The 20725-nt window shown below is 59.3% G+C and carries 18 protein-coding genes and 1 pseudogene; 11 read left to right on the top strand and 8 right to left on the bottom strand.

Going from position 1 to position 20725, the window contains the following annotated elements; translation table 11 throughout:
- Positions 1-42: 42 nt before the first annotated feature.
- Positions 43-861, bottom strand: coding sequence for an SDR family oxidoreductase (locus tag CK228_RS31570; RefSeq protein ID WP_095790384.1), 819 nt, complete (start codon positions 859-861; stop codon positions 43-45).
- A 147-nt stretch (positions 862-1008) separates the two neighbouring features.
- Here CK228_RS31570 and iolG point away from each other — a divergent pair, with 147 nt between their 5' ends.
- The 5 genes from iolG to CK228_RS31545 all read left to right on the top strand — a co-directional run bounded on the left by iolG (position 1009) and on the right by CK228_RS31545 (position 7126).
- On the top strand, positions 1009-2022 hold the full coding sequence (gene iolG / locus CK228_RS31565) for an inositol 2-dehydrogenase (RefSeq protein ID WP_210202914.1): 1014 nt from the start codon (positions 1009-1011) through the stop codon (positions 2020-2022).
- A 379-nt stretch (positions 2023-2401) separates the two neighbouring features.
- Complete coding sequence (locus tag CK228_RS31560) at positions 2402-3466, top strand: sugar ABC transporter substrate-binding protein (RefSeq protein ID WP_095790382.1); 1065 nt, start codon at positions 2402-2404, stop codon at positions 3464-3466.
- Between the two features lie 13 nt (positions 3467-3479).
- Positions 3480-4979 (top strand): sugar ABC transporter ATP-binding protein, encoded by a 1500-nt coding sequence (locus CK228_RS31555; protein ID WP_179296111.1) that lies wholly within the window; start codon positions 3480-3482, stop codon positions 4977-4979.
- The gene (locus CK228_RS31550) at positions 4976-6022 is read left to right on the top strand and encodes an ABC transporter permease (protein WP_095790380.1); all 1047 of its coding nucleotides are present in this window, start codon (positions 4976-4978) and stop codon (positions 6020-6022) included. Before CK228_RS31555 ends, CK228_RS31550 begins: the two co-directional genes overlap by 4 nt.
- A gap of 141 nt (positions 6023-6163) precedes the next feature.
- Positions 6164-7126: an aldo/keto reductase gene (locus CK228_RS31545; protein WP_245438158.1), complete on the top strand. Its 963-nt coding sequence runs from the start codon at positions 6164-6166 to the stop codon at positions 7124-7126.
- A 331-nt stretch (positions 7127-7457) separates the two neighbouring features.
- Here CK228_RS31545 and CK228_RS31540 read toward each other — a convergent pair whose 3' ends face one another.
- Positions 7458-10313 (bottom strand): winged helix-turn-helix domain-containing protein, encoded by a 2856-nt coding sequence (locus tag CK228_RS31540; RefSeq protein WP_143750642.1) that lies wholly within the window; start codon positions 10311-10313, stop codon positions 7458-7460.
- A 501-nt stretch (positions 10314-10814) separates the two neighbouring features.
- Here CK228_RS31540 and CK228_RS31535 point away from each other — a divergent pair.
- The 6 genes and pseudogenes from CK228_RS31535 to CK228_RS36135 form a co-directional block, all read left to right on the top strand.
- The gene (locus CK228_RS31535) at positions 10815-11222 is read left to right on the top strand and encodes a nuclear transport factor 2 family protein (protein WP_095790377.1); all 408 of its coding nucleotides are present in this window, start codon (positions 10815-10817) and stop codon (positions 11220-11222) included.
- A 595-nt stretch (positions 11223-11817) separates the two neighbouring features.
- Positions 11818-12300 (top strand): AEC family transporter, encoded by a 483-nt coding sequence (locus tag CK228_RS31530; protein ID WP_210202913.1) that lies wholly within the window; start codon positions 11818-11820, stop codon positions 12298-12300.
- 38 nt (positions 12301-12338) lie between these two features.
- Complete coding sequence (locus CK228_RS31525) at positions 12339-13721, top strand: MmgE/PrpD family protein (RefSeq protein ID WP_245438157.1); 1383 nt, start codon at positions 12339-12341, stop codon at positions 13719-13721.
- A gap of 64 nt (positions 13722-13785) precedes the next feature.
- Entirely contained in the window at positions 13786-13974 is a 189-nt protein-coding gene (locus CK228_RS31520) for an acetyl-CoA hydrolase/transferase C-terminal domain-containing protein (RefSeq protein WP_280951054.1), read from the top strand.
- 9 nt (positions 13975-13983) lie between these two features.
- Positions 13984-15165: an FUSC family protein gene (locus CK228_RS31515; RefSeq protein WP_095790374.1), complete on the top strand. Its 1182-nt coding sequence runs from the start codon at positions 13984-13986 to the stop codon at positions 15163-15165.
- A gap of 13 nt (positions 15166-15178) precedes the next feature.
- A pseudogene (locus CK228_RS36135) lies at positions 15179-15402 on the top strand (thiamine pyrophosphate-binding protein); the annotation flags it as partial.
- An 11-nt stretch (positions 15403-15413) separates the two neighbouring features.
- On the opposite strand, the gene CK228_RS31505 reads toward CK228_RS36135, so the two are convergent.
- From CK228_RS31505 to CK228_RS31480, 6 genes are all read right to left on the bottom strand, one after another.
- Complete coding sequence (locus CK228_RS31505) at positions 15414-15905, bottom strand: sigma-70 family RNA polymerase sigma factor (RefSeq protein WP_095790373.1); 492 nt, start codon at positions 15903-15905, stop codon at positions 15414-15416.
- Positions 15906-15935: 30 nt separating this feature from the next.
- Complete coding sequence (locus CK228_RS31500; protein ID WP_095790372.1) at positions 15936-16751, bottom strand: alpha/beta hydrolase; 816 nt, start codon at positions 16749-16751, stop codon at positions 15936-15938.
- 184 nt (positions 16752-16935) lie between these two features.
- Complete coding sequence (locus CK228_RS31495) at positions 16936-17721, bottom strand: HAMP domain-containing sensor histidine kinase (protein ID WP_095790371.1); 786 nt, start codon at positions 17719-17721, stop codon at positions 16936-16938.
- Positions 17722-18364: 643 nt separating this feature from the next.
- The gene (locus tag CK228_RS31490; RefSeq protein ID WP_095790370.1) at positions 18365-19555 is read right to left on the bottom strand and encodes an MFS transporter; all 1191 of its coding nucleotides are present in this window, start codon (positions 19553-19555) and stop codon (positions 18365-18367) included.
- A 65-nt stretch (positions 19556-19620) separates the two neighbouring features.
- Positions 19621-20112 carry an inositol monophosphatase family protein gene (locus CK228_RS36130; protein WP_245438160.1) on the bottom strand — a complete coding sequence of 164 codons (492 nt, stop codon included), beginning with the start codon at positions 20110-20112 and terminating at the stop codon, positions 19621-19623.
- A gap of 380 nt (positions 20113-20492) precedes the next feature.
- Positions 20493-20684 carry a hypothetical protein gene (locus tag CK228_RS31480; protein ID WP_095790369.1) on the bottom strand — a complete coding sequence of 64 codons (192 nt, stop codon included), beginning with the start codon at positions 20682-20684 and terminating at the stop codon, positions 20493-20495.
- Between the last annotated feature and the right edge of the window lie 41 nt (positions 20685-20725).

Raw genomic sequence — 20725 nt, 5'->3', positions numbered from 1 at the left:
GGATGATTGGCGACGAAGTGGCGAATCCTTCCGATCGCCTCTCTAGATGGCCAACTTGGCGACAGGCGTTGGCGGGGCGAAGGGGTAAGCGCCCCAGACCGACTGGTCGAAATTGATCACAGAGCCAGTCATCATCCCGGCATCCTCCGAAGCTAGAAATGCGACGGCCTTGGCCACTTCCGCAGGAGCCAGCAGGCGCTCAAAAGGTTGTTCGGCCGCAGCCTTTTCGAGCCAGTTTGCGTCCGCGCCGTGATACTCGCGCTGGATGCGATCCTCGCCGTCGGAAGCCATCCAGCCGATATTCAGCTGATTGACCCGGATCTTGTTCCGCATCGTTGCAAACGCCGTGTTGCGGGTAAGTGTGGCAAGAGCACCCTTGGAGGCGCAGTAGGACGCGATAAACGGCTGCCCGGCGAGCGCCGAGGTGGAGCCAATATTCACGATCGCTCCTTCGATACTGTCTCGGACCATCCGCCGAATTGCTTCCTGCATCAAGAAGAAGGGAGCGCGCGTGTTGATCGCGAACATCCGGTCGAAAAGCTCCTCGCTCGTGTTGAGGATGTCACCACGGTCCGTAAGGCCGGCGGCATTCACCAGGACATCGACCCGCCCAAAGGCCGTATCCGCGGCCTCAATCACCGTCCGGCAATCGGCCACGTTCCCCAGATCGGCCTGGACAAAGCGAACCACGCAGCCCGTTTTAGCCTCAATTGCTGCAGCGACGGCGCCGCCCTTATCGGCGTTGCGCCCACAGGTGACAATTCCGGCCGCGCCCGCGTCTGCGAGATGCATGGCGATCGCAGCGCCCAGTCCCTGCGTCCCGCCGGTGACCACCGCGAATTTCCCATCGACTCTGTTCATTTTTCAAGGCCTCCTCGGTCTGCAATGAATTTTGCAGAATAAATCACTGCGGAATTTGTATTGACACACGTGCGAAAATGCAAGATATTTTGCATCGTGCACGCAAAGATTGGTGCTTGGCTTGCATGACAGGCAGCAGGGAGGAAATTGATGTTGCGTATCGCCGTGCTCGGCTGTGGCCGAATTGGCCAAATGCATGCTGCCAATGTTGCGCGGCACCCACGATCCACGTTGGCGGCGGTATTCGATGTCAATTCAGAGGCCGCCGACAAGGTCGCGGCGGCTCAAGGCGTCAAGGCCGCAGCCAGCGCAGAGGAGATTTTCGCATCGGACACGGTGGATGCCGTTCTCATCGCCACGGCAACCCCAACCCACGCCGACTACATAGAAATGGCAGTCGCTGCGGGTAAAGCGGTTCTGTGCGAGAAGCCGATCGATCTCAGCCTAGCCCGCGTCGAGGCGTGCGCCGCCAATATCGGCGAGACCAAAATCCCGATCCAACTCGGCTTCAACCGTCGTTACGATCCCGGGCACAGTGCAGCGCGAACGGCGATGCTGGCCGGCGATATCGGCGAACTGCACCAGGTCATTATCACGTCCCGTGACCCTGCGTTGCCGCCGAGAGCCTATCTGGAGGCTGCGGGCGGGCTGTTCCGCGATATGACGATCCACGACTTCGATTTGGCCCGCTTCATGCTTGGCGAAGAGCCGACCGAGGTCTTCGCGCTGGCCAACGCACTCATCGATCCGGCACTCGGAAAGGAACTCGATGAAGTCGACAGTGCGATGTTCATCCTGAGGACCGCGTCGGGCAAGCAATGCCACATCAACAATTCGCGCACGGCGGTCTACGGCTACGATCAGCGCGTTGAGTTGATCGGGAGCGCCGGCATGCTTCTTTCCGACAACCGCAAACCCCACGAATTGCGACGCTTTACCGGCACGGCCGCCGAGGCAAGCCAACCGTATCAGTTCTTCTTTCTCGAGCGCTACCAGGAAGCCTTCATGGCCGAGATCGACGGGTTCGTGGACTGTGTGGAGAAAGGCGCCGTTCCGCTGGCAAGTTTCGAAGATGGGCGCCGTGCGCTCATCCTGGCGGAAGCGGCTTACAAATCCATGAAAGAGGGACGTTTGGTGCGCGTCTCCGAGGTGGCTGCATAAAGCATTCGGCGGCGGATTCGCAGGAGGATGAAAGATCCGCTCAGTGGGAGGAGTGGCGTTTGGTGAAGTATGGGCTCGCACGGATCGTCGTGTGGGGAAATGACCGGGACCGGCCCCGCAATGGCGCGGGCATCTTGGCTCCGCCTTCCTTGCGATCACGATCGAACGAGAATCGCGACAGCGTGCCCGCACTCCCAACTTCTCTAGCAGAGCTCTTTCAGTGCTGCCGGCCGACACTGCAATTGCATTTGTGCGTGATGACATCGCGAACGGTGTCTCATCGCAAGGTCGAACCTTTCTGTGGTGAGCACAGAAGGCCTAAGCGGTGTCAGGCCCGGCTCAACGGGCAGTCGGACCGCGCAACAAAAGGAGGAACCAAATGAAATTTCCAAGTCTCCCCATTTCTCGCCGCAGGGCCGCCAGCACAGTGGCTTTCGGCGCGCTGTTCCTTGCAATAACCGCTGGGACCGCGCTTGCCGAATACAAGGCCGCGGACGTGAGGATCGGTTTCACCCCGAAGTTTCTCAAGGATGATTTCCAGACCCTGATGCTGGATCTCTCGAAGAAGGCCTTCGATGCAAAAGGTTTCACCCTGGTCGGTGCTCCTGATCCGAATGGCGATATCGCTGCCGAAGTCGATGCGCTCCAGAACCTGATTGCAAACGGCGCCAACGTCCTCGTCTTCGCTCCCATTGACGCGGCTGGAATCGTTCCCGCGGTCAAGAAGGCGAACGACGCCAACGTGCTTGTCTTCTCGATCGATGACGCCCCCGCGGGCGGCAAAGTGACGGCGACGGTGCGCGCGGACAATGTCGATGCCGGCGTTCAGGGCGCCAAGGAGATGGCCAAGCGCCTGCAGGCCAAGCCGTGCTGGGCCGACAACAGCTGCATCGTGCTTGAGCTGCAGGGTGCCCTGACCACACCAAACGGCCGCGATCGCTCCGATGGTTTTTCCAAAACGCTGCACGAGCTCGCACCCAAGGTGAATCTGATACAGCGCCCGACCGAATGGACTGCCGACATGGCCGCCGATGCTGCGCAGAACGTCCTGACCCAGAATCCTTCATTGAGCGGCATCTTCATGGCGTCGGAGCTCATGGCATCGGCTGTGAACGCCCAGCTCACCAACGCCGGCAAGGGCGCTCCGGTAGGTGATCCGAACTCTGTGATCCGCATTGCAATCGATGGGACCCCTCAGGGGCTTCAGCTGATCCGCAGCAAGGCCCTCGACGCGACGGTGTCGCAGCCCCTGAGCGCGTATGCGAGCAAGACGGCCGAGTTGATCGAACTCGTCTCCAAGGGTGGCAAGATCGAGATCGGACCCCGTGACGACGGCCAGGTCATCGATACTCCCGTCGGACCGCAATACCAGCTCAAGGCGACGCTGGTGACAACCGACAATGTGGACTCACCTGATCTGTGGGCGAACAAGATCGGCAAGTAGGAGGAACGAAGTCGTGGAGCCGAAGATCATGGACAACGCGCGACCAATCGTCGAGATGCGTGACATCGCCAAGACCTTTGGCTCGACCCGGGCTCTTCGCGGCGTGAATTTCACCGTCATGCGCGGTGAGGTTCACGCCCTGTTGGGCCGCAATGGCGCGGGAAAGAGTACGCTCGTTTCCACCTTGAGCGGATATGTTTCGGCCGATACCGGATCGATCAGAATCGGAGAGGTCGAGGTAGAAGCGGTCGGCCAACACTATGCGCCCAGCATTCGCAAGCTGATCGCCCACGTTCAACAAACCCCTCAGCTGTTCAACCTGCTGACGGTTGCGGAGAACCTTTTTGTAGAGAACCCACTCGTCCGCAGAGGGTTCGGCGTGGTGAGCCACAAGCTGATGTTGGAGCACGCCGCCGAGCTGCTGAGCGAATGGAATATGGACATCCAACCCCGCTCGCTTGCAGGAGAGCTGGGCGCCGGGACGAGACAGCTGCTCGAGATCATGAAGGCCCTCAGTCGGGGTGTGCCCATCATGATTCTGGACGAGCCAACCGCGGCGTTGAGCAATGCGGAAAAACGGATTCTGTTCGAGCATGTGCGGGCACTCAAAGCCAAGGGAGTCTCGTTCGTCTATATCTCGCATCACCTGGACGAGGTTTTCGAGATTGCCGATACAGTCACGATCTTGAGGGATGGCAAGGTCGTGAAGGAACGCGAGCCCGTGGGGGGTCTCGACGTCGAGACCATCGCTGACCTTATGATGGGTGAAAAGACGGTCCGAAGCACGCGACAGGACTTCCTGACGGAGGAAGCCTCTGTTCTGCTCCAGGCCAAGGGAATTCGGCTCGACAGCTTTTCGGAAAAGGATATCAACTTTGCCGTTAGGGCGGGCGAGATCGTAGCCCTGGCAGGTCCGGTGGGTGGCGGGAAGGAAGCGCTCGCAATGGTCCTTGCTGGCCAGCAAAGGCCCGAAAAAGGCGAGGTGATCAGCCCGCGTGGAAAGCTACCGACCATCGGCCTGGTTCCGACCGACAGGCATGCCAGCGGCTATGTCGGCATTCTGGGTGTTCGTGAGAATGTAGCGATCGGTGGCCTTGACGTCCTGTCCGGCAAACTGGGTTTTATCAGCAAAGGCAAGGAAGCCAGGCATGTCGGGCGCCTTGCCCAACAGACGAACGTAATCGCTTCGTCTCTGGAGCAGGCGGTGAGCCAGCTCAGTGGCGGCAATCAGCAGAAGGTCGTTTTCGCGCGCGCACTTTGTCGAGCTCCCGAGGTCATCATCGCTCTCAGTCCAACCCGCGGCGTCGATGTGGGAGCCAAGGAGCAACTCTATTCGCTGTTGCGCGATCTTGCCAGCAAGGGGTTGGGGGTTGTGGTCGTCTCGGATGAAGAGGACGAAATTGATCAGCTGGCCAACCGGGTCGTTATCGTGTTCGAGGGGCACGTCGTTGATGAACTGGTGGGTGAATACACAATCAAAGATCTAATCCTGCGGATGGAGGGCGTCGTATGAGCACCGATATCGTGAGCAAATCAACGCCGAAGAAGGAACATTCCGGGCAGTCACGGCTGTCCGGTTTCGGAAGCGCCTTTGTGGCCGGCGGATATACAATGTACCCGGTCCTTCTCATACTGGTGATCGTGGGTGCCATCATTGCTCCGCGGTTCGCCACGGCAGCCAATCTGCTGAACATCCTCGACCAGGTAAGCGTTCTGGGCCTGACGACAATCGGACTGACTTTCGTCGTCCTGATAGGTCGACTGGATCTCTCGCTCGAGGGAATTGTCGGCTTCGCTCCGATGTTGGCAGCTGTCACCCTGGTGCCTGCGGCGGCTGGCGGGCTTGGGTTGGAGTTGCCGAGTTGGACTGGTCTCTTCGTTGCCCTGGGCACTGCGGGGCTGATCGGGTTTTTCAATGGTTTCATGGTCGTCAGGGTGGGACTCAACCCGTTCATCTCAACGCTTGGGCTGCTTGTGCTGCTTCGCGGCGGAGTGCTGATCATTTCCAACGGGCGTTCGATCTACTCTCCCGGCAAAGCGCTGACCTATCTCGGTTCCGAGAGTTGGTTCGGTGTTCCTGTGTCGGTGATCGTATTCATTGTGGTCGCGGCCGTGGTCGGACTTGTCTTCCACTACCACCGCTACGGCCGGGCGTTGTACGCTATCGGCGGCAATGAAGACGCCGCAAGGGCCGCCGGCATTAACGTGGACAGGGTCATTTGGTCGGCGTTTGTCTTCGCAGCCCTGTTGGCGGGCTTAGCCGGTGTTCTGATGACGGGGCGCCTTGATTCGACGGTAACAACCCAAGGGCAGGGGATCATTTTCTCCGCCTTTGCCGCCGCGGTGATCGGGGGCGTAAGTCTTGGCGGCGGCCGAGGGACAATCGTCGGAGTTGTTAGCGGAGTGCTCTTGATTGGCGTCATCAACAACTTGCTCACGTTGGCGCAGGTTCCGTCCTTTTACGTTCAGGCATCGACCGGTGCCGTCATCATAGTGGCAGCAGTGCTGACTACGATCGCGAGCCAACGCTCAAGCGGCGTGCGAACCCGAACGTGAGATATTATGCCGGCAGGAGCTAAGGTTTTCTGCCAGCATAACTGCCAAGCTCGAATGGGGGGTGCGTGCACGGCTTCAGCGCAGTGGACACTCAACGGGTCGAAGTCCGCTCTTGTTGCTAGTCCTAATGTGGAGGCGGCGGTGAAACGGAGACCAATCGGCCGGACTGGATTGGAAGTTACCGAAATCTGTTTCGGAACAGCTCCTCTCGGCGGGATGCCGGACACGTATGGCTATAGCGTTGACGAAGCCACGGCCCTTGCGACCATCCGAGCGATTTTCGACGGTCCAGTCAACTTCATGGACACTTCCCGCAATTACGCCTTTGGCCGCAGCGAGGAGCGCATCGGAGCAGTGATCAGAGAGCGCGGAGGTCTACCTCCGGGATTCGTGCTTTCTACGAAGTTAGACCGGGATATGGGTACGGGCCGCCTCGACGCTGGTCGCGCCAGGCGGTCGCTCGAGGAGAGTCTTCTGGCGCTCGGTCTCGATAGCTTCCACATGCTGCACCTTCACGACCCTGAACATTCCGCCGATCTCAACGAGATCACGCGGCCAGGCGGTGCCCTGGATGAATTGTTTCGGATAAAAGAGGAAGGGCTCGCGACCGCTGTGGGGCTTGCAATGGGCCGTCTTGATATCATGCTGCCGATCGTCGGAGACTGGCCCTTTGATGTCCTGCTTAATCACAATCGCTTCACGCTTTTGAACAGGTCGGCAACTGACCTCTTTGACCTGGCCAACGAAAAAGGAATAGCCGTGCTCAATGCGGCTCCCTATGCCGGCGGCATTTTGGCAAAGGGAAGTCTCACTATCTCTCGGATTACATATCAAGAGATTGACGAAGTTAGACTAATGCCGGTGCGTGAGGTCGAGGCCGTGTGCAAAAAGCATGGCGTTGCTCCCGGCGCGGTGGCGATTCAGTTCTCGCTGACTGATTCGAGGATAACCTCGACAGTCGTAGGTGTCTCCAAGCCCGAAAGAGTCGCCCAAACCATCGAGTGGGCGACTGCGGAGGTGCCGGACCAGGCCTGGGCTGAACTGGGGGAGATAGGCTATTCGGTCGATGATCCAGAAGCTGAGCGAATTTACAAACCAGGGTAGCTTCGGGGACAAACCTGGCCCAAGCCAGTGCGGCTCGCGATATGACGGTCTCTCCTAAGGGCTGAAGGTCCGCTATCGCTTTTCGCACGCTAGAAGCAGCCGTTCCGCTTGCGGCCCCAATCTGGACATTACTACAATGGCCCCCTCACGAGCGCCTGGCGTACTTAAAAGACGTAATTGAGAACAAGGGCGGACATCGCATCTTCTGGCACGCCGGGAAGGCCATCCAGCGGGAGAGCGACCTCCACGTGTAAGGGAAATCTCGGTCGCAAAAAATCATGCTCCGAGTAGGGTATCGTGGCTATCAGCGGGCTGTGGAGCGGCCAGATGGCTATTTCCAATCCTCAAGCAGCGCGTGCGCCAGCTTGAGATCCGCGGTTTCGAATCCTTCGGTGAAGCGGTCGTAGACGAGGGTGAGCGTGTGGCGGGCCTGATCGCGCTGCCCGTCTTCGGAGAGCATGCGTGCCAAGGCCATCGAGGACCTCAGTTCCCAAGCCAGCGCAGATTGCGCGCGTGCGACAGTGAGCGCTTGGGTCAGGCAGTTCATGGCTGATTCGCGGTCATGTTGTGCCACAAGAATCTGCGATTTGATCCGGAGCAGTTCGGGAAGGTCAAATTCCACTCCACTATTTGTCGCACGTGCAACGGCTCCATCGATCGTGAAAAGCGACTCCTCGAATTGCCCGGTCTTGCGCAGGCCTTCAGCCAATGCACCGATGAAGCCCGTGATGAGCAGATTGAACTGTTGAGCGCGCAAGATCTCCAGCGCGCTCCGTAGCAAGTCGAGACCGGCTTCCGGTTCGTCGCGGGCGATGGCAAGTTCGCCTTTCAGCGCGATGCCGAGAACACGGTATGGTGCAAGAGAGTATCGTCCAGCGTGTACAATCAACTGCTCGACGAGGTCGCCGGCTCCTGGCAAATCACCGGTCCACAGTAACAACGTCGAGACGTACACCAGCGAAACGCAGACCGAAACTGGGTGACCTCGGCTTGCCGCTTCATCTATGGCCTTTTGCACGATTCGAAGCGCCTGGTCGGAGAAGCCACGCAGCCACAAGGTACGGGCAAGGCCGACGAGCGCGAAGATGCGAGGATCAAAACCGAAGAGGTGGGCATTGAAAGTACCGAGCTCAACCTCAAGTTCCATGCCGCGCTCAAAATGCAGCTTTGCAAGGGTTTGGTTGCCCATAAAGTGGTGAGTATTGCCCACCCCCCACTCTGCCCACACGATGCCGAACGGGTGCTTGGCAGCCTGCGCGATGACGCCGCCCTGTTCCGAAACCGGCAAGGCGCCGCGGATGTCGCCGAGTCGTGTTAGAAAAATGTTCAGACCGGCGAGAAGGCGCAGTTGGCGTGCACGGTCCTGGAACGCTTCCGCAAGCGCAAGTCCGCGCTCGTATTCGGCGCGAATCTGATCGGTGTGCCCCCTGGTGAACATCGACGATAGCGCCAGAGCTTCCTGAAGAACCATCTCCTGTCTGGTGCCCGGACTGGAGGCGTCGAGAGCGGCCAGCGCCCGTTCACACCAACCCCTGCATTCCTCGAACAGCGACAGTCCGAAGAACAGTGGCGCCGCCCAAGTCGCGAGTTCGATGCCAACCGCGACATCGCCACCATCCGACAGCGCCCATCCGAGCGCCGCCCGCACATTGCCGATATACGGGCCGTATCCCGAAAGGTCATGCTCGCCGAACAACGACTGGATGATCTCGTCGTGCGCTAGAAACTCGGAATAAAACATCGCGTGGCGTTGGGCGATGCGATCCGCTTCGTCACGCCCTGCGAGGTTGGTAGCGGCGTAGGCGCGCGTGGTCTCGAGCAGGCGATAATAGGTCGATTCGTTGATGACGGACGAGGATATTAGGGATTTTGCGACCAGACTCGCGACCGCGTCGACAACGTCCGCTTCATCCACCTCCGTTTCCGACGCAACGGAGCCGGCGGCCTGAAGCGTGAAGTTCCCGACAAAGACTGACAGTCGGCACAGGACCACCCTCTCGCGCTCCGAAAGCAGGCTGTAACTCCAATCGAGCATCGCGTTCAGTGTCTCGTGGCGCGGCAGCGCGGTGCGACGACCCTGCCAGAGCAAGCCGAAGCGGTTGTCGAGCAGTTCCGCGGTTCCACGGATACCGACAGGGCCGACGCGACTGGCCGCGAGCTCAATGGCAAGTGCGACCCCGTCAAGCCGTCGGCAGATCCGGGCTACGATCGGCGCATTGACATCGCTCAAGGCGACGCCGTAGCCGCTCGCCGCAGCCCGCTCCATGAACAGCTGGGCGGCAGGATACCGGAGCGCTTCGGGAGCAGTCAGGCCGGCATCCTCGGGCGGACAATCAAGTGAATACAACAGGTGGACATGTTCACCTTCCACTCGGAGCGCTTCGCGGCTCGTCGCCAGGATGTGCGCTTGTGGTGCCTCGCTGACGACGCGTTCGGCTAGTGCTGCCGCGACGCCGATGACGTGCTCGCAATTGTCGAGCACGAGGAGGATCTTCCTGTCGCCAATAAAGGCCAGCAGACTAACGACCGGGTCCTGGGTTTGCACCATGAACCCCAGTGCAGACGCGATTGCAGTCGGCACGAGCTTGGCATCGGTCAGCGCGGCCAGATCAATGAAGAAGGCCGCGTCATGGAATCCATCAACCAGCGCATGCGCGACAGAGATTGCCACGGTGGTTTTTCCGACCCCGCCGGGACCGACGATGCTGACGAAGCGCCACGCCTGAAGTTGCTGTGCCAACGCTCGAACCGTGTCATCGCGGCCGACCATTCGCGTTAACCGCGGTGGCAGCTTTTTAAGTCGTTCTGTGGCGGTGGTCCCGGTGAACGGAACCGGTTGCTTGGCGCTCGAACGTTTGACGGGCGCCACAAAACAATAACCCCGACCAGCAACATTTGAAACGTAGCGGGCGCCGTCTCGCCCGTCACCAAGCGCCTTCCGAAGGGCAGCCATTTGAAAGCGAAGATTGGCTTCCTCAACCGTCACATCCGGCCACACCGTTGAGAATAGCTCCTTGTGAGTGACGATTTCCCCGGCCCGCTCCACGAGTGCGATCAGGATGTCAAGCGCGCGGCCGCCGAGCGGTATCGGCTCGTCAGCCTTCGTGAGCAGCCTCTCGACCGCACACAGGTTGAACGGGCCAAAGGAAAGCACGTCCTTGGGATGTGAGTTGCGGCGATCATTCATAAGCGTCGTCCGCGCGCTCGCGCCCAACCGTTCCGATCAGGCGCGCCGGAAGGTTGGCGTGCGTTCGGACGGGAGACCAGCTCAACTAAAATGTCGAGAGTTCGCGCACCCAATTCGGTGCGGTCTTCCGCGAAGAGTCGTCGACTCGCATCCAAGCTGAAAGGACCAAACGATAGTATGTTTCTGGTCCCCGTCGCCGGATCCATCATGGCGTCGTCTTTCGTAGCCGCCTGACCACCTCGCTTGGACTTTAAGCCAAGGATCTGTTCCGCACAATCACGATGGAGACGGTCGTTATTGGCCACCCCATCCCAGCCCGACAAACTCTGCGAACTGCTGCTGCTGACGATAACCAACAGCATCTTACGATAACAAACGAGCGTTTCCCCGGAGCCTCTGCGTAAACTCTTGCGGTAGGCAGCAAATTGCGGCCGAGCCGAAGCCCTGGTCACCGCAGTGCGCGGCGATCGAGCAATACATAGTAAGTCAAGGAGCAATCGGATGACTGTTACAGCTGATTTCGTTCGTGAAGTATTGAAAGGTCTGGAGAACGGCGACGGAGCCGCCTTTTTCACACACGTCGCTGACGACGTCGATTGGACTGTGATGGGCACTCATCCGCTCGCGGGTCGCTACCGCAACAAGGCAGATTTTATCGCGGGTACATTTACCAAGTTGGGCCAAGTACTTCCACAGGGAGCTCAGCTCCACTTGGAGTATCTCATCATCAAAGGCGACCAAGCAGTGGTCGAGCTTCATTCCTTGGCGACGGCACGGAACGGCATGAGATTCGACAATCGATACTGTTGGATCCTCTTTTTCGAGGCCGACAAGATCGTGCAAGTCCGAGCTTATCTCGACTCGGCTCTGGTCGCCGAACTTTTCAAAGAGAATCCGGTCGCCGCCTAGCCCGGACACCCGGCGTAAGAGTTCGCTTCCGCGCCGGAGGCCGAGCGCCACCCGAAGCGTCTGTGCGTTTCACCTGATTTGAAACGCGCTCGGTGATCGAGGACGACGCCAATGCTGAACACTGTTTTGGGCGCGCTCCTTCCGATGGTCGTCACCTTCGTGCTCGGCTTCACAGCGTCTTGGCATCACGATCTCGGACGGACCGATGCCTCGATCCTGAATCGGATGGTTCTGCTCTACCCCGTTCCGCTGGCGCTTTTTGCCGGAACGGTCACGACGTCGCGCACGGCGCTTGGTCAAGACATCCCGTTGATCGTGGCTTTGTGCTTAGCCATTATTGGCCTCTACGGTGTGGTTTTTCTGTTCTACCGCATCATACTTCGCTTCCCAACGAGCGTCAGCGCGCTACACGCGCTGACAGCTTCCGCGCCAGCAGTGCCGTTCGTGGGTCCGGCGGTTCTGGGTGATCTGTTCGGCGAACTCAGTGCGATTCCGATCGCGACGGCCGGTCTCGTTGTCAATCTCACAGTTGTGCCAGTCACGATTCTTCTTCTCGCACTGGACACGGCAGGGAGCGATTCACGGCAAAAAGCGCTTGGCTGCGCTGGGCAAAGAGCACTTGGCTTCGCCCGCGACCAAACTGGCAGAAACCGTAAAGCAGCCGATTGTTTTTGCGGCCGTTCTCGCCTTCATGGTTGTGCTGAGCGGGCTCCACATTCCTCAACTCGTCATCCACTCACTCTCTCTGCTGGGAAGTGCCTCGGGGGGCGTCGCCCTGTTTGCCAGCGGCATCGTGCTCGCGTCCGGGAAAATCAAAATCAACTCGCGCGTCTTGTTCCTCGTATTCCTGAAAAACATTCTGCAGCCTGCCCTAGTCTTGGGCGGATTGCGATGGGCCGGATATGGCGGTCCCATTGTCAGCGAAGCGGTGCTGACGACAGCGATTCCAACCATGCCGATAGTGATCATGTTCGCTCTGCAATACGGCGTCGCGCAGCAGGAGGCAGCTTCCGCCGTATTTCTCAGCGTGATCGGTTCGGTCATTACGATGGGGATCTTCATCGCTCGCACGTCCTAGAGACGCCAGCCTGTCCATCGAAAACGCGGAACTTAGTCATGACCCAAGTTGAAGCTCTCGCCAGATACGCCGCTCGTGCCAAGTTCGAAGACCTCTCGGCCGAGTCGCGTAAGCAACTGCCCGTTCACATTCTCGACTCGTTGGGCTGCTGCCTCGCCGCCCTTGGAGCCGGCCCTGTTCAGGCCTGTCGCGAACAGGTCGCAGAGTTTGGTGGCGCCGGCCCGTCGACGTTGATCGGTGGTGGAAAGGCAAACCCGATCTGCGCAGCGTTCTGGCACACCGCACTCGTGCGCTACGTAGATTTCATGGACAACTTCCTGGCTCAAACCGAAACCTGCCACACAGCGGATAATCTCGGCGTTGCGCTGACGATAGCCGACTACGTCGGCGGTAGCGGCCGCGACCTGATGCTCGGGGTGGCCCTGGGCTACACTGTTCAGTCGCGGTTCGTTGATCATGCCAACTTCATGACGCGCGGCTTCGATCACACAGCGCAACTGGCCTTCTCGCACAACGCTGCCGCCGGGCGACTGCTCGGCTTGAGCGAGCAGCAGATTGGCCACGCCATGGCGATGGCCGCGGCGAGTGATGCGTCATTCGCCGTCGTTCGGGCAAAGCCGTTGTCGCAATGGAAGGGTCTCGCCTCGGCGCAGTCGGCGCTCGGTGCCATGAATACTTTGTTCCTAGCCCGTCGCGGCGTGGAGGGGCCGCTGCAAGTGATCGAAGGCCCGCTGGGGATCGACCACCTTCTTGGGATGAAGATCGAAATCGACTGGGACAAGCAGGGATATGAAGGTGTCACCGAGAGCACCATCAAGAAGTACAACTCCATGATCCACACGCAGTCCGCGGTCCATTGTATGGTCGAACTCACCCGGCAGAAAAAAATTGATCCCAACAGGATAGTTTCGATCGAGGCAGAGGTGTTCCAACTCGCTTTCGACTTCGCTGGTGGCGGCCTTTACGGCGTGGACAAAGTTATTCGTACCAAGGAACAGGCGGATCACAGCCTGCCGTATCTGCTTTCGGTTGCCCTCATCGATGGCGAAGGTCACGCCCGCACAATTCAAGCCGAACCGCATCGCCAAGCCCGATGTGCAGGCGTTGCTGAAGAAGGTTTCGATCCGTCCGAACGGCGAATTTACGACGCAATACCCCAGCAAAATGCCCGCCAAGATCACCATTGGATTGCAAGATGGGACCGTTATCGAGCACCAGGTTCAAGACTACCCCGGCCTCGCTTCCCATCCGTTCACATGGGAGGAATCTGTAGAGAAATTCGACGCGCTCGTAGCGGGTCGCGTCGACGCGGGGTTGAGCCAGGAGATCAAGGACGCCGTGCTTTCGCTCGAAAGCATCCAGATCCGCGACTTGGTGTGGATCTGCTTAGTCACGCAAGCGTCTGGCAGAAGGACCAATGATGTGAACCGCAACCTACCTAGAAGGAAAACCGCGTGACCAGCAGGCACCCGTCCGCACTCGATGCTGGCTCTTCACGCCGGCAACTCGCCCGGAATGCCGCGCCTCGATACTCATTACATCGTCACCGAGTTCGGAGAAGCGAATCTCAAGGGTCTGTCTTCGACCGAACGAGCATACGCACTGATCGGGCTCGCCCACCCGGAGTTCCGCGACGAGCTAACCGAATCCGCCCGGCGGCTTCACGTCATCTGAGCCAAACCCATGACTTCCGCAAAACCACAGAAGGACTGGGGGCTGACGGCAATCCGGGATCGTAAAGCCGCCATGGCCTTCATCGATCGACGAATTGAAGCCGTGATCGATCGCAAGGCGCTAAGGCGCGCCGGCCTTGTCCTGGCGCCGCTGGTGTTCGCCACCGCCCTTTCGGGTGAGACGGTCTGGCCGCAGGCCGCGCTCGTGACGATCTCCGCCTTCATCGCCGCCGAGCGGTCGGGCCTGGCGCCGCTGGGTGTTGTCCTTCATGGGCTCGCCATCGCGATCGGCTTCATAGCGCTGCTCGCATCGATTCATCAACCAGCGCTGTTCGTCTTCCTTTCTGCGGCAATGGCGGCTGCCTCGATACTCGTGACAGCGCGGGGCGCCGAGTTGCGCTCGCTGGGAAATTTCACATTCATTCCCGCGCTCTATCTCGCTTGCGAGATCGCCGAGCAGGCATCTCCGGAAGCACTGATAGATCGCGGTCTGCATTTCCTGCTCTTTATAGGATTGGCGATCATCCCTGTCCTGCTGGTGTCGATCCTTGACCATCTTGAACGCCGCCGTGATCAAATCACGCTACTCCGCCATTTTGCGCGGGTGGTGGGTCAGACGGCGTCGAGGACCTCGGTTCCCTATCGGGAGGCTATCGTCGCCGTGGGGTTTGCCGTGGCTCTCGCAGCAGCTCTGGTGGAACGGTATCACATTGGGCATGGCCAATGGGTGATCTGGTCGGCAGCGAGCGTCGTCACCGGCGATGCCGCAAGCGCTCGGGCGAAGCTGCGTGACCGAGTGCTCGGTGCGGTGGTTGGGGTGCCGGCAGGAATCGCACTGGGGTTGCTGCTGCCGCACAACCGGAACGTTCTTGAGCTCACCGCGCTTCTGGCGGTGCTGACCTTGGTCGGCTTTCGCCGATACACCGTTGGCTTCGGCGCGCGCAGCGCCTGTGCAGCGATCGCATTCATCGTCATCGATCAATCCATCTTCGCAGCGGGAGAGCGGGCGGCCAATGTCATCCTTGGGGGTGTCGTCGGCATCGTTCTCGTCCTCGGCGTGCATGGGATTTCCGACGCTTACTCCGATGCGCGACATGGCGGATGGAGTCGATTGCGGCGGACGGAGCCGAACGCGCCCTTTGGCTCCCGACGAGCAGTCGAATCGCAAACCGCACCTTTTTCCGAAGACTGAACAGAAGGCAGCCATGGCAAAGACAGTTGCTGACCAGATGGTCGAAATCCTATCCACGCAGGCGTCAAACGCATTTACGGGATTGCCGGCGATAGCCTGAACGGCTTCGCTGACGCACTGCGGCGCCACGGCGGAATCGCCTGGCTGCATGTCCGGCAAGAGGAAGTGGCGGCATTTGCCGCCGGCGCCGACGCGCATGTTACTGGCAACATCGCCGCCTGTGCGGGGAGCTGCGGACTGCGCTGGCGTCAAGAAAGTACAGTCGGCCACCCAAGGATCGATTGCAGCTCCTCCCTGCCTCTGACGATCCGCGACACCAGCGTACCCACCGGAATACCAAGCACGTTCGCCGCGTCCGCGTAGGAAAGGCCTTCGACCGCGACGAGCACGAGTGCCTCACGCCGTTCAGGTCCGATCCGCTGAAGCGCTGATAGGACTTCGACCGAGGCCAACCGGTCGAGCGGCGGCGTTGCAATCGCATCGATCATCTCCGGCATCGCTCTCACTGGTTGAGCACGCCGTTTGGCGCGTCGCAACTGATCGCCGAACAGATGGTGCATGATCGTGAACAGCCAGAGGCGCGGCGAGGCCCCGCCGGTCCAGTTCTCCATTCTTGACAGCGCCCGTTCGAGACTGTCCTGCACAAGGTCGTCGGCCGTATCGCTGTCGCGCAACAGCCCGCGGGCATAGCGGCGTAGGTATGGAATCTCCTCGATAATCGCCTGCCTGCGGTCAGTCATCGCTCCAGGGCCTCCTAGTGCAGGCACATCTCAGGTTTGTGTGCGGTGCCGATGTCCTGCGGCTTCCAAGATCAGCTGGGCGATCTCGTGAGGATGAGAGATCAACGACAGATGACTTGACTTAACTTCGATGGTCTTGGCGCCCATGCGCTTGGCCATGAAGCGTTCGAGATCGGGATTGATCGTCCGGTCTTCCGTTGAAACGGCATAGTAGCTCGGTTTCGAACGCCATGCCGCGTGCGTGGTTTTGCCCGTGAGCAGAGCCTTTTGGAACGGCTCCTGAACAGCATAGAGGACCTTCGCCTTCGCTTCAGGCAGATCACCAGCGAAATCGCGCAGAAACGCGGCCTCGCTGAGACGTCCTTCATCACCGTCGAAGACGATCCCCGCGGATGCGGGCGGCGTCGGAAATGTCTTGGCCAACTCCGTGTAGTCCTCGCCAGCATCCGGCGCCCGTGCTGCCACATAGACAACAGCCGACACGTTCGGATGCATGCCGGCCTCTGTCACGATCATCCCGGAGAAGGAATGCCCAACCAGGACCGTCGGACCATCCTGCCGCGCCAGCACGCGCTGCGCCGAGGTGACAGCTTCAGGCAGTGTCGTCAGGGGGTTTTGCACGGAAGTGGCATTGAGGCCCGCGGCCTGCAATCGTGCAATCACCTCGGACCAAGATGACCCGTCGGCGAACAGCCCATGCACAAGGACGACGTTTCGCGCCTTCGGCGCTGGCTGCGCAGCCGCGGCGTTGCCTTGGATGAGCGTGCTTGCCGCTCCCGCAGCGATCATGCTCACGAAGGCGCGTCGATTCACTGGATAGCTCTGTCGCAGATCTTGGTTATTCATGGAAGTTCTCCTTTGCGTAAAGCTGGTGTGGCAATTGGTGGAGTCTGTTCTAGAGATTGCCGAGGCGCCCATATCGCCCGATTGGCCGCTGGTGGGTTTGCCTGACTACCTTTTGACTGCCGGTGTGGGCGGAACCGGCAAGATGATCGCGGAGGCACCTACCGACCTTGACGGTTTCTTGCTTTCATTCGGCCCAGTCCGCGAAAATGGAAAAGCGCGACCCACCACAGGGAGTGGAAGTGACGTCTATGCGGTGTCCCAGGATTCCGATCGCTTGGCCCACGATGAAGAGGCCGATGCCGAGACCATCGCATCGCGCAGGATCAAGACGGGTGAAGGCTTCGAACATTCGAGACATCTGGTCCCCGGTCATACCGATTCCGGTGTCATACACGTCAATACGGACGAGCTGCTCGACGCGACGGCAACCGACGAGAATGCGGCCCCCGGGCTGTGTGTATTTGACCGCGTTGCTGACCAAGTTGCGCAGAACGGTACCGAGCAGCAGCGCATCACTCTTAATCATGGCGTCGGTCGGAACCGTACGAACGCTGACTCCGTTTGTTAGAGCTGCAATCTCGTTCTCATAGGTAACTTGCTGCAACAACGGCCCGACCCGCACTGGCGTTAGCTTCACCCCCGTGGCGTGCCCGCGTAGCTGAAGGGCGGCGACCAATTCATTAAGCTGATCCCTCAATCTATCGATGGCGTCCTGAACTAATTGCAGCAGGGATAGCTCAGATGTCGTTCGAACGCCGCGACCGAGAAACTCGTGAGCGGCTTGGATGACTTGAAGTGGCTGTCGAAGATCATGTCCTGCTATCGCGAGTAAGACCGACTCAAACTCGGAGGGGTTGTGCGGGTTCGCCTGAGCCGTCATATTCCAGGTAATGGGTTGCTTCGGTTTCCGTGGGACGCCGCCAGCCGCGCTGCTTTCTATCGCTTCGATATGTCCTTGCATTTCGTGCATGACGTGCTCTCTCAGTTGGGAGGCATTGAACAAATCCGGTGAGAGGGTCGAGCAATCTCAGGACGTAAGCGAGTTTGACGTTGTGAGATTGTGTTAGTCGTGCTGCTGATAACGCGCGTCTCGGCGAAAAGGAGCTTCATCTGGATGAGGTTCGTGATCCCATCGGTTGAAATGACCGTGGCGATAGGCATGTCGATTTTTCAAATATCGAATCGATTACGAAGTAGAATCAACCGAACGATCGAATCGCTCTTGGGAGTTAAATAGAAGGCGAGTACCAGGGGATCGGGTAAGCCACGTTTGTCATAGTTGCCGTCGACATTGGTGGCTTATGACCTTGGTTACGTTCATCGTCGGTCTCTCGCCGATGATATCGCGCTAATTCCGGTCTGGTGGATATGGGCTACCTATGCATTGACCGCCATTATCATTATTTATCAATAGGTATGTTTGCCAAAAGGTTCGCCAAGCAGCGCTTGCGCAATCTGCGTGGCGTTGGTCACGCCATCAGTGAGGCGTGGATTGAGTTCCTGAGTTCCTGTGATCACAGGTCTAGTTCACTGTCGATCGACTTAAGGGCAGTAGAACGCGCGGGCGCGCGGCGTTGGCCGCCGGACGCCTTTTGGGGTCAGCGAACTGCGCGTCATCGTTGTCGAGGCAGGTATCCACGACCTGCCAGGGCGACAAAAACCATGATCGCCGCCAGCATGGCAAAGGCAACGCGCAGGTCGACGAGATGCGCGACCAGCCCGATCAGAGCTGGTCCGATCATGTAGCCCCCATAGGCAAGCGTGGTGACGGCGGCAACAGCCAGGTTGGCGGGCATCGATGTCTGTCTGCCGGCGGCCTTGAACAGGAGCGGAATGATGTTCGCGGCGCCGAAACCAACAAGCATGAACCCAATCAACGCACACAATTGCGAAGGAAGCGCCAGCGCCACCACAAAGCCTATAGCGGCAATCAGTCCGCCTCCCAGGACAACACAACGACCACCCACTGCATTGACGAGGCGGTCGCCCATAAGCCGTCCTGCCGTTATCGCCACGGCAAAGGCGGCGTAACCGTAGCCTGCCGCATATATCTCGGCGCGGCGATATTGCAGCAAGAACACGCCGCTCCAATCGAGCACCGCTCCCTCGGCCATGAACACCAGCGCCGAGAAAAGCCCGATAAACAGGACCAACGATGTTGGGATGATAAACAGCGGCGTGGTTTTCTCCCTGTCGCTGGCGACCGGGAGGATACCCGTTGCCTGCGAGGACACGGCCACCACCATCAGAAATCCCAAAGCCAGGGATGCCCGGAGCGGACTCGATCCCAGTTTGAGCAGTGCGCTCGTTCCACCTGCGCCAATAAATCCTCCAATGCTGTAACAGGCGTGGAACCCCGACATCAGGGAGAGCCGCATCCGCTTCTCGACAATGACGGCCTGGATGTTCATCGCTACGTCGATCGTCCCGATCGCGGCGCCGAAGACCGCAAGGGCAGCCGCCATCCCCAGAAAACTCGTGCCTACAGCCAGAACCAGTAAAGTCGCAGCCGTGACGAATGTCCCACATATGATGATTGGACGGCAGCCAAAGCGAGCAGTCAGAATACCAGTCACTGGCATTCCGATCAGTGAGCCGCTGCCAAGAAACAGCAAGAGGATGCCAAGTTCGCCCTCGTTGATGCCCAAGTGAGATCTTGCAAACGGTATCAGGGGCGCCCAGCCAGCGATAAGTGCCCCCGTACTGAGAAAAACGACGTAAGTCGCCCACCTTTCCCGGCCGCCAATCCGGGTCGACCGGTCAAAATAATTGCCGGTATCCAAAGTATCCGCTTGCTCAACCATTCTCACCTTATCCTGCAGCCGTGGCCAAAAGGTTGGCAGGCGCACCGCAGCTGTGGCGAGCCATATCAGCGGCTCTCATCGAGCACTTGCAGGGCGGCTTCGTGGAGTGACCGATCGGCTGAGGCCAGTATGCTGCCGCCGCGCTCCGGACTACCGCCATCGAACCGCGTGACGATACCGCCAGCCGACTCAATGATCGGGATGAGCGGCACGATGTCGTAGGGTTGCATTGATGGCTCAACGCACAAGGCAATCTGGCCGGCCGCCAACATCGCCACTGCGTAGCATTTCCCGCCGTAACGGGCGAATTTGACTGTCGAAGAGAGTTTTGCGAAGCGGCGATCTGCACGCCGGGTGAACGGCTCGGGCGACGTGGTGTGGCAGATAGCGTCGAAGAGAGCCGAACCATTGCTGGTGCGAAGCGTTGATCTTCCGCGTGAGCTTTCGCTGAACGCCTCGGATTGATCGCCCCAGAAGAACTCCCCCGTATATGGCTGGCTCATTATTCCACGCACTGCGCGACTGCCAACTGCAATCCCGATGAGTGTTCCCCACAGCGGGATGCCGCCCAGATACGGCTTTGTTCCATCTATGTGATCTATGACCCATTAAATGGGACCATTTCCTGTCGCGCCAAACTCTTCCCCGAGTATGGAGTGGTGCTGATAGGCCGAGCTGATGATTTCGCGAATTGCGATTCAGCCTCTCGGTCCGGTCGGTCACAGGGTCGAACTTTACGCCGGCTTTGGCCTTTGCGTCAGCGGCCAGGCGAGTGCGAAACTTGGGAAGAGTGATGCGGGAAGCGGCCTCCGCCAAGGTGAGGAAGAACTCAAGGGAAGGTAGGGGTTCGTCTGACGTAGTAACCTCAACGCGGGTCACGCTTATCGCCGCGGCACATTCTTGAGGTGCTGCTATTCCTGTCTCAGCCATGTAAGACCTATTGTTCGCCGACAAAGTGCTTCAGCACTGCGACCTGCGACTCCGCAAGTCGACCGCGCAATTCGCTTTGCTCGCCGAGGGTTCTTATTGCTGCGGGGAAAAGCGGGGAAAACAGGATCGCAGCCACCGCGATCCAGAAAAGCCTGCGCCCGTAGCCACTTTTGACATTTCGCCGCGTGCTATCAGTCATGGGCCAAATCCACCATCTGGAAGGAAATCAATTGTAAATGG

Origin of the sequence: Mesorhizobium sp. WSM4312, from assembly GCF_002294875.1 — a bacterium.
Classification (GTDB): domain Bacteria; phylum Pseudomonadota; class Alphaproteobacteria; order Rhizobiales; family Rhizobiaceae; genus Mesorhizobium.
Note: the sequence above shows the minus strand (reverse complement) of the source record. Positions and strands in the feature narration are given on the sequence as shown.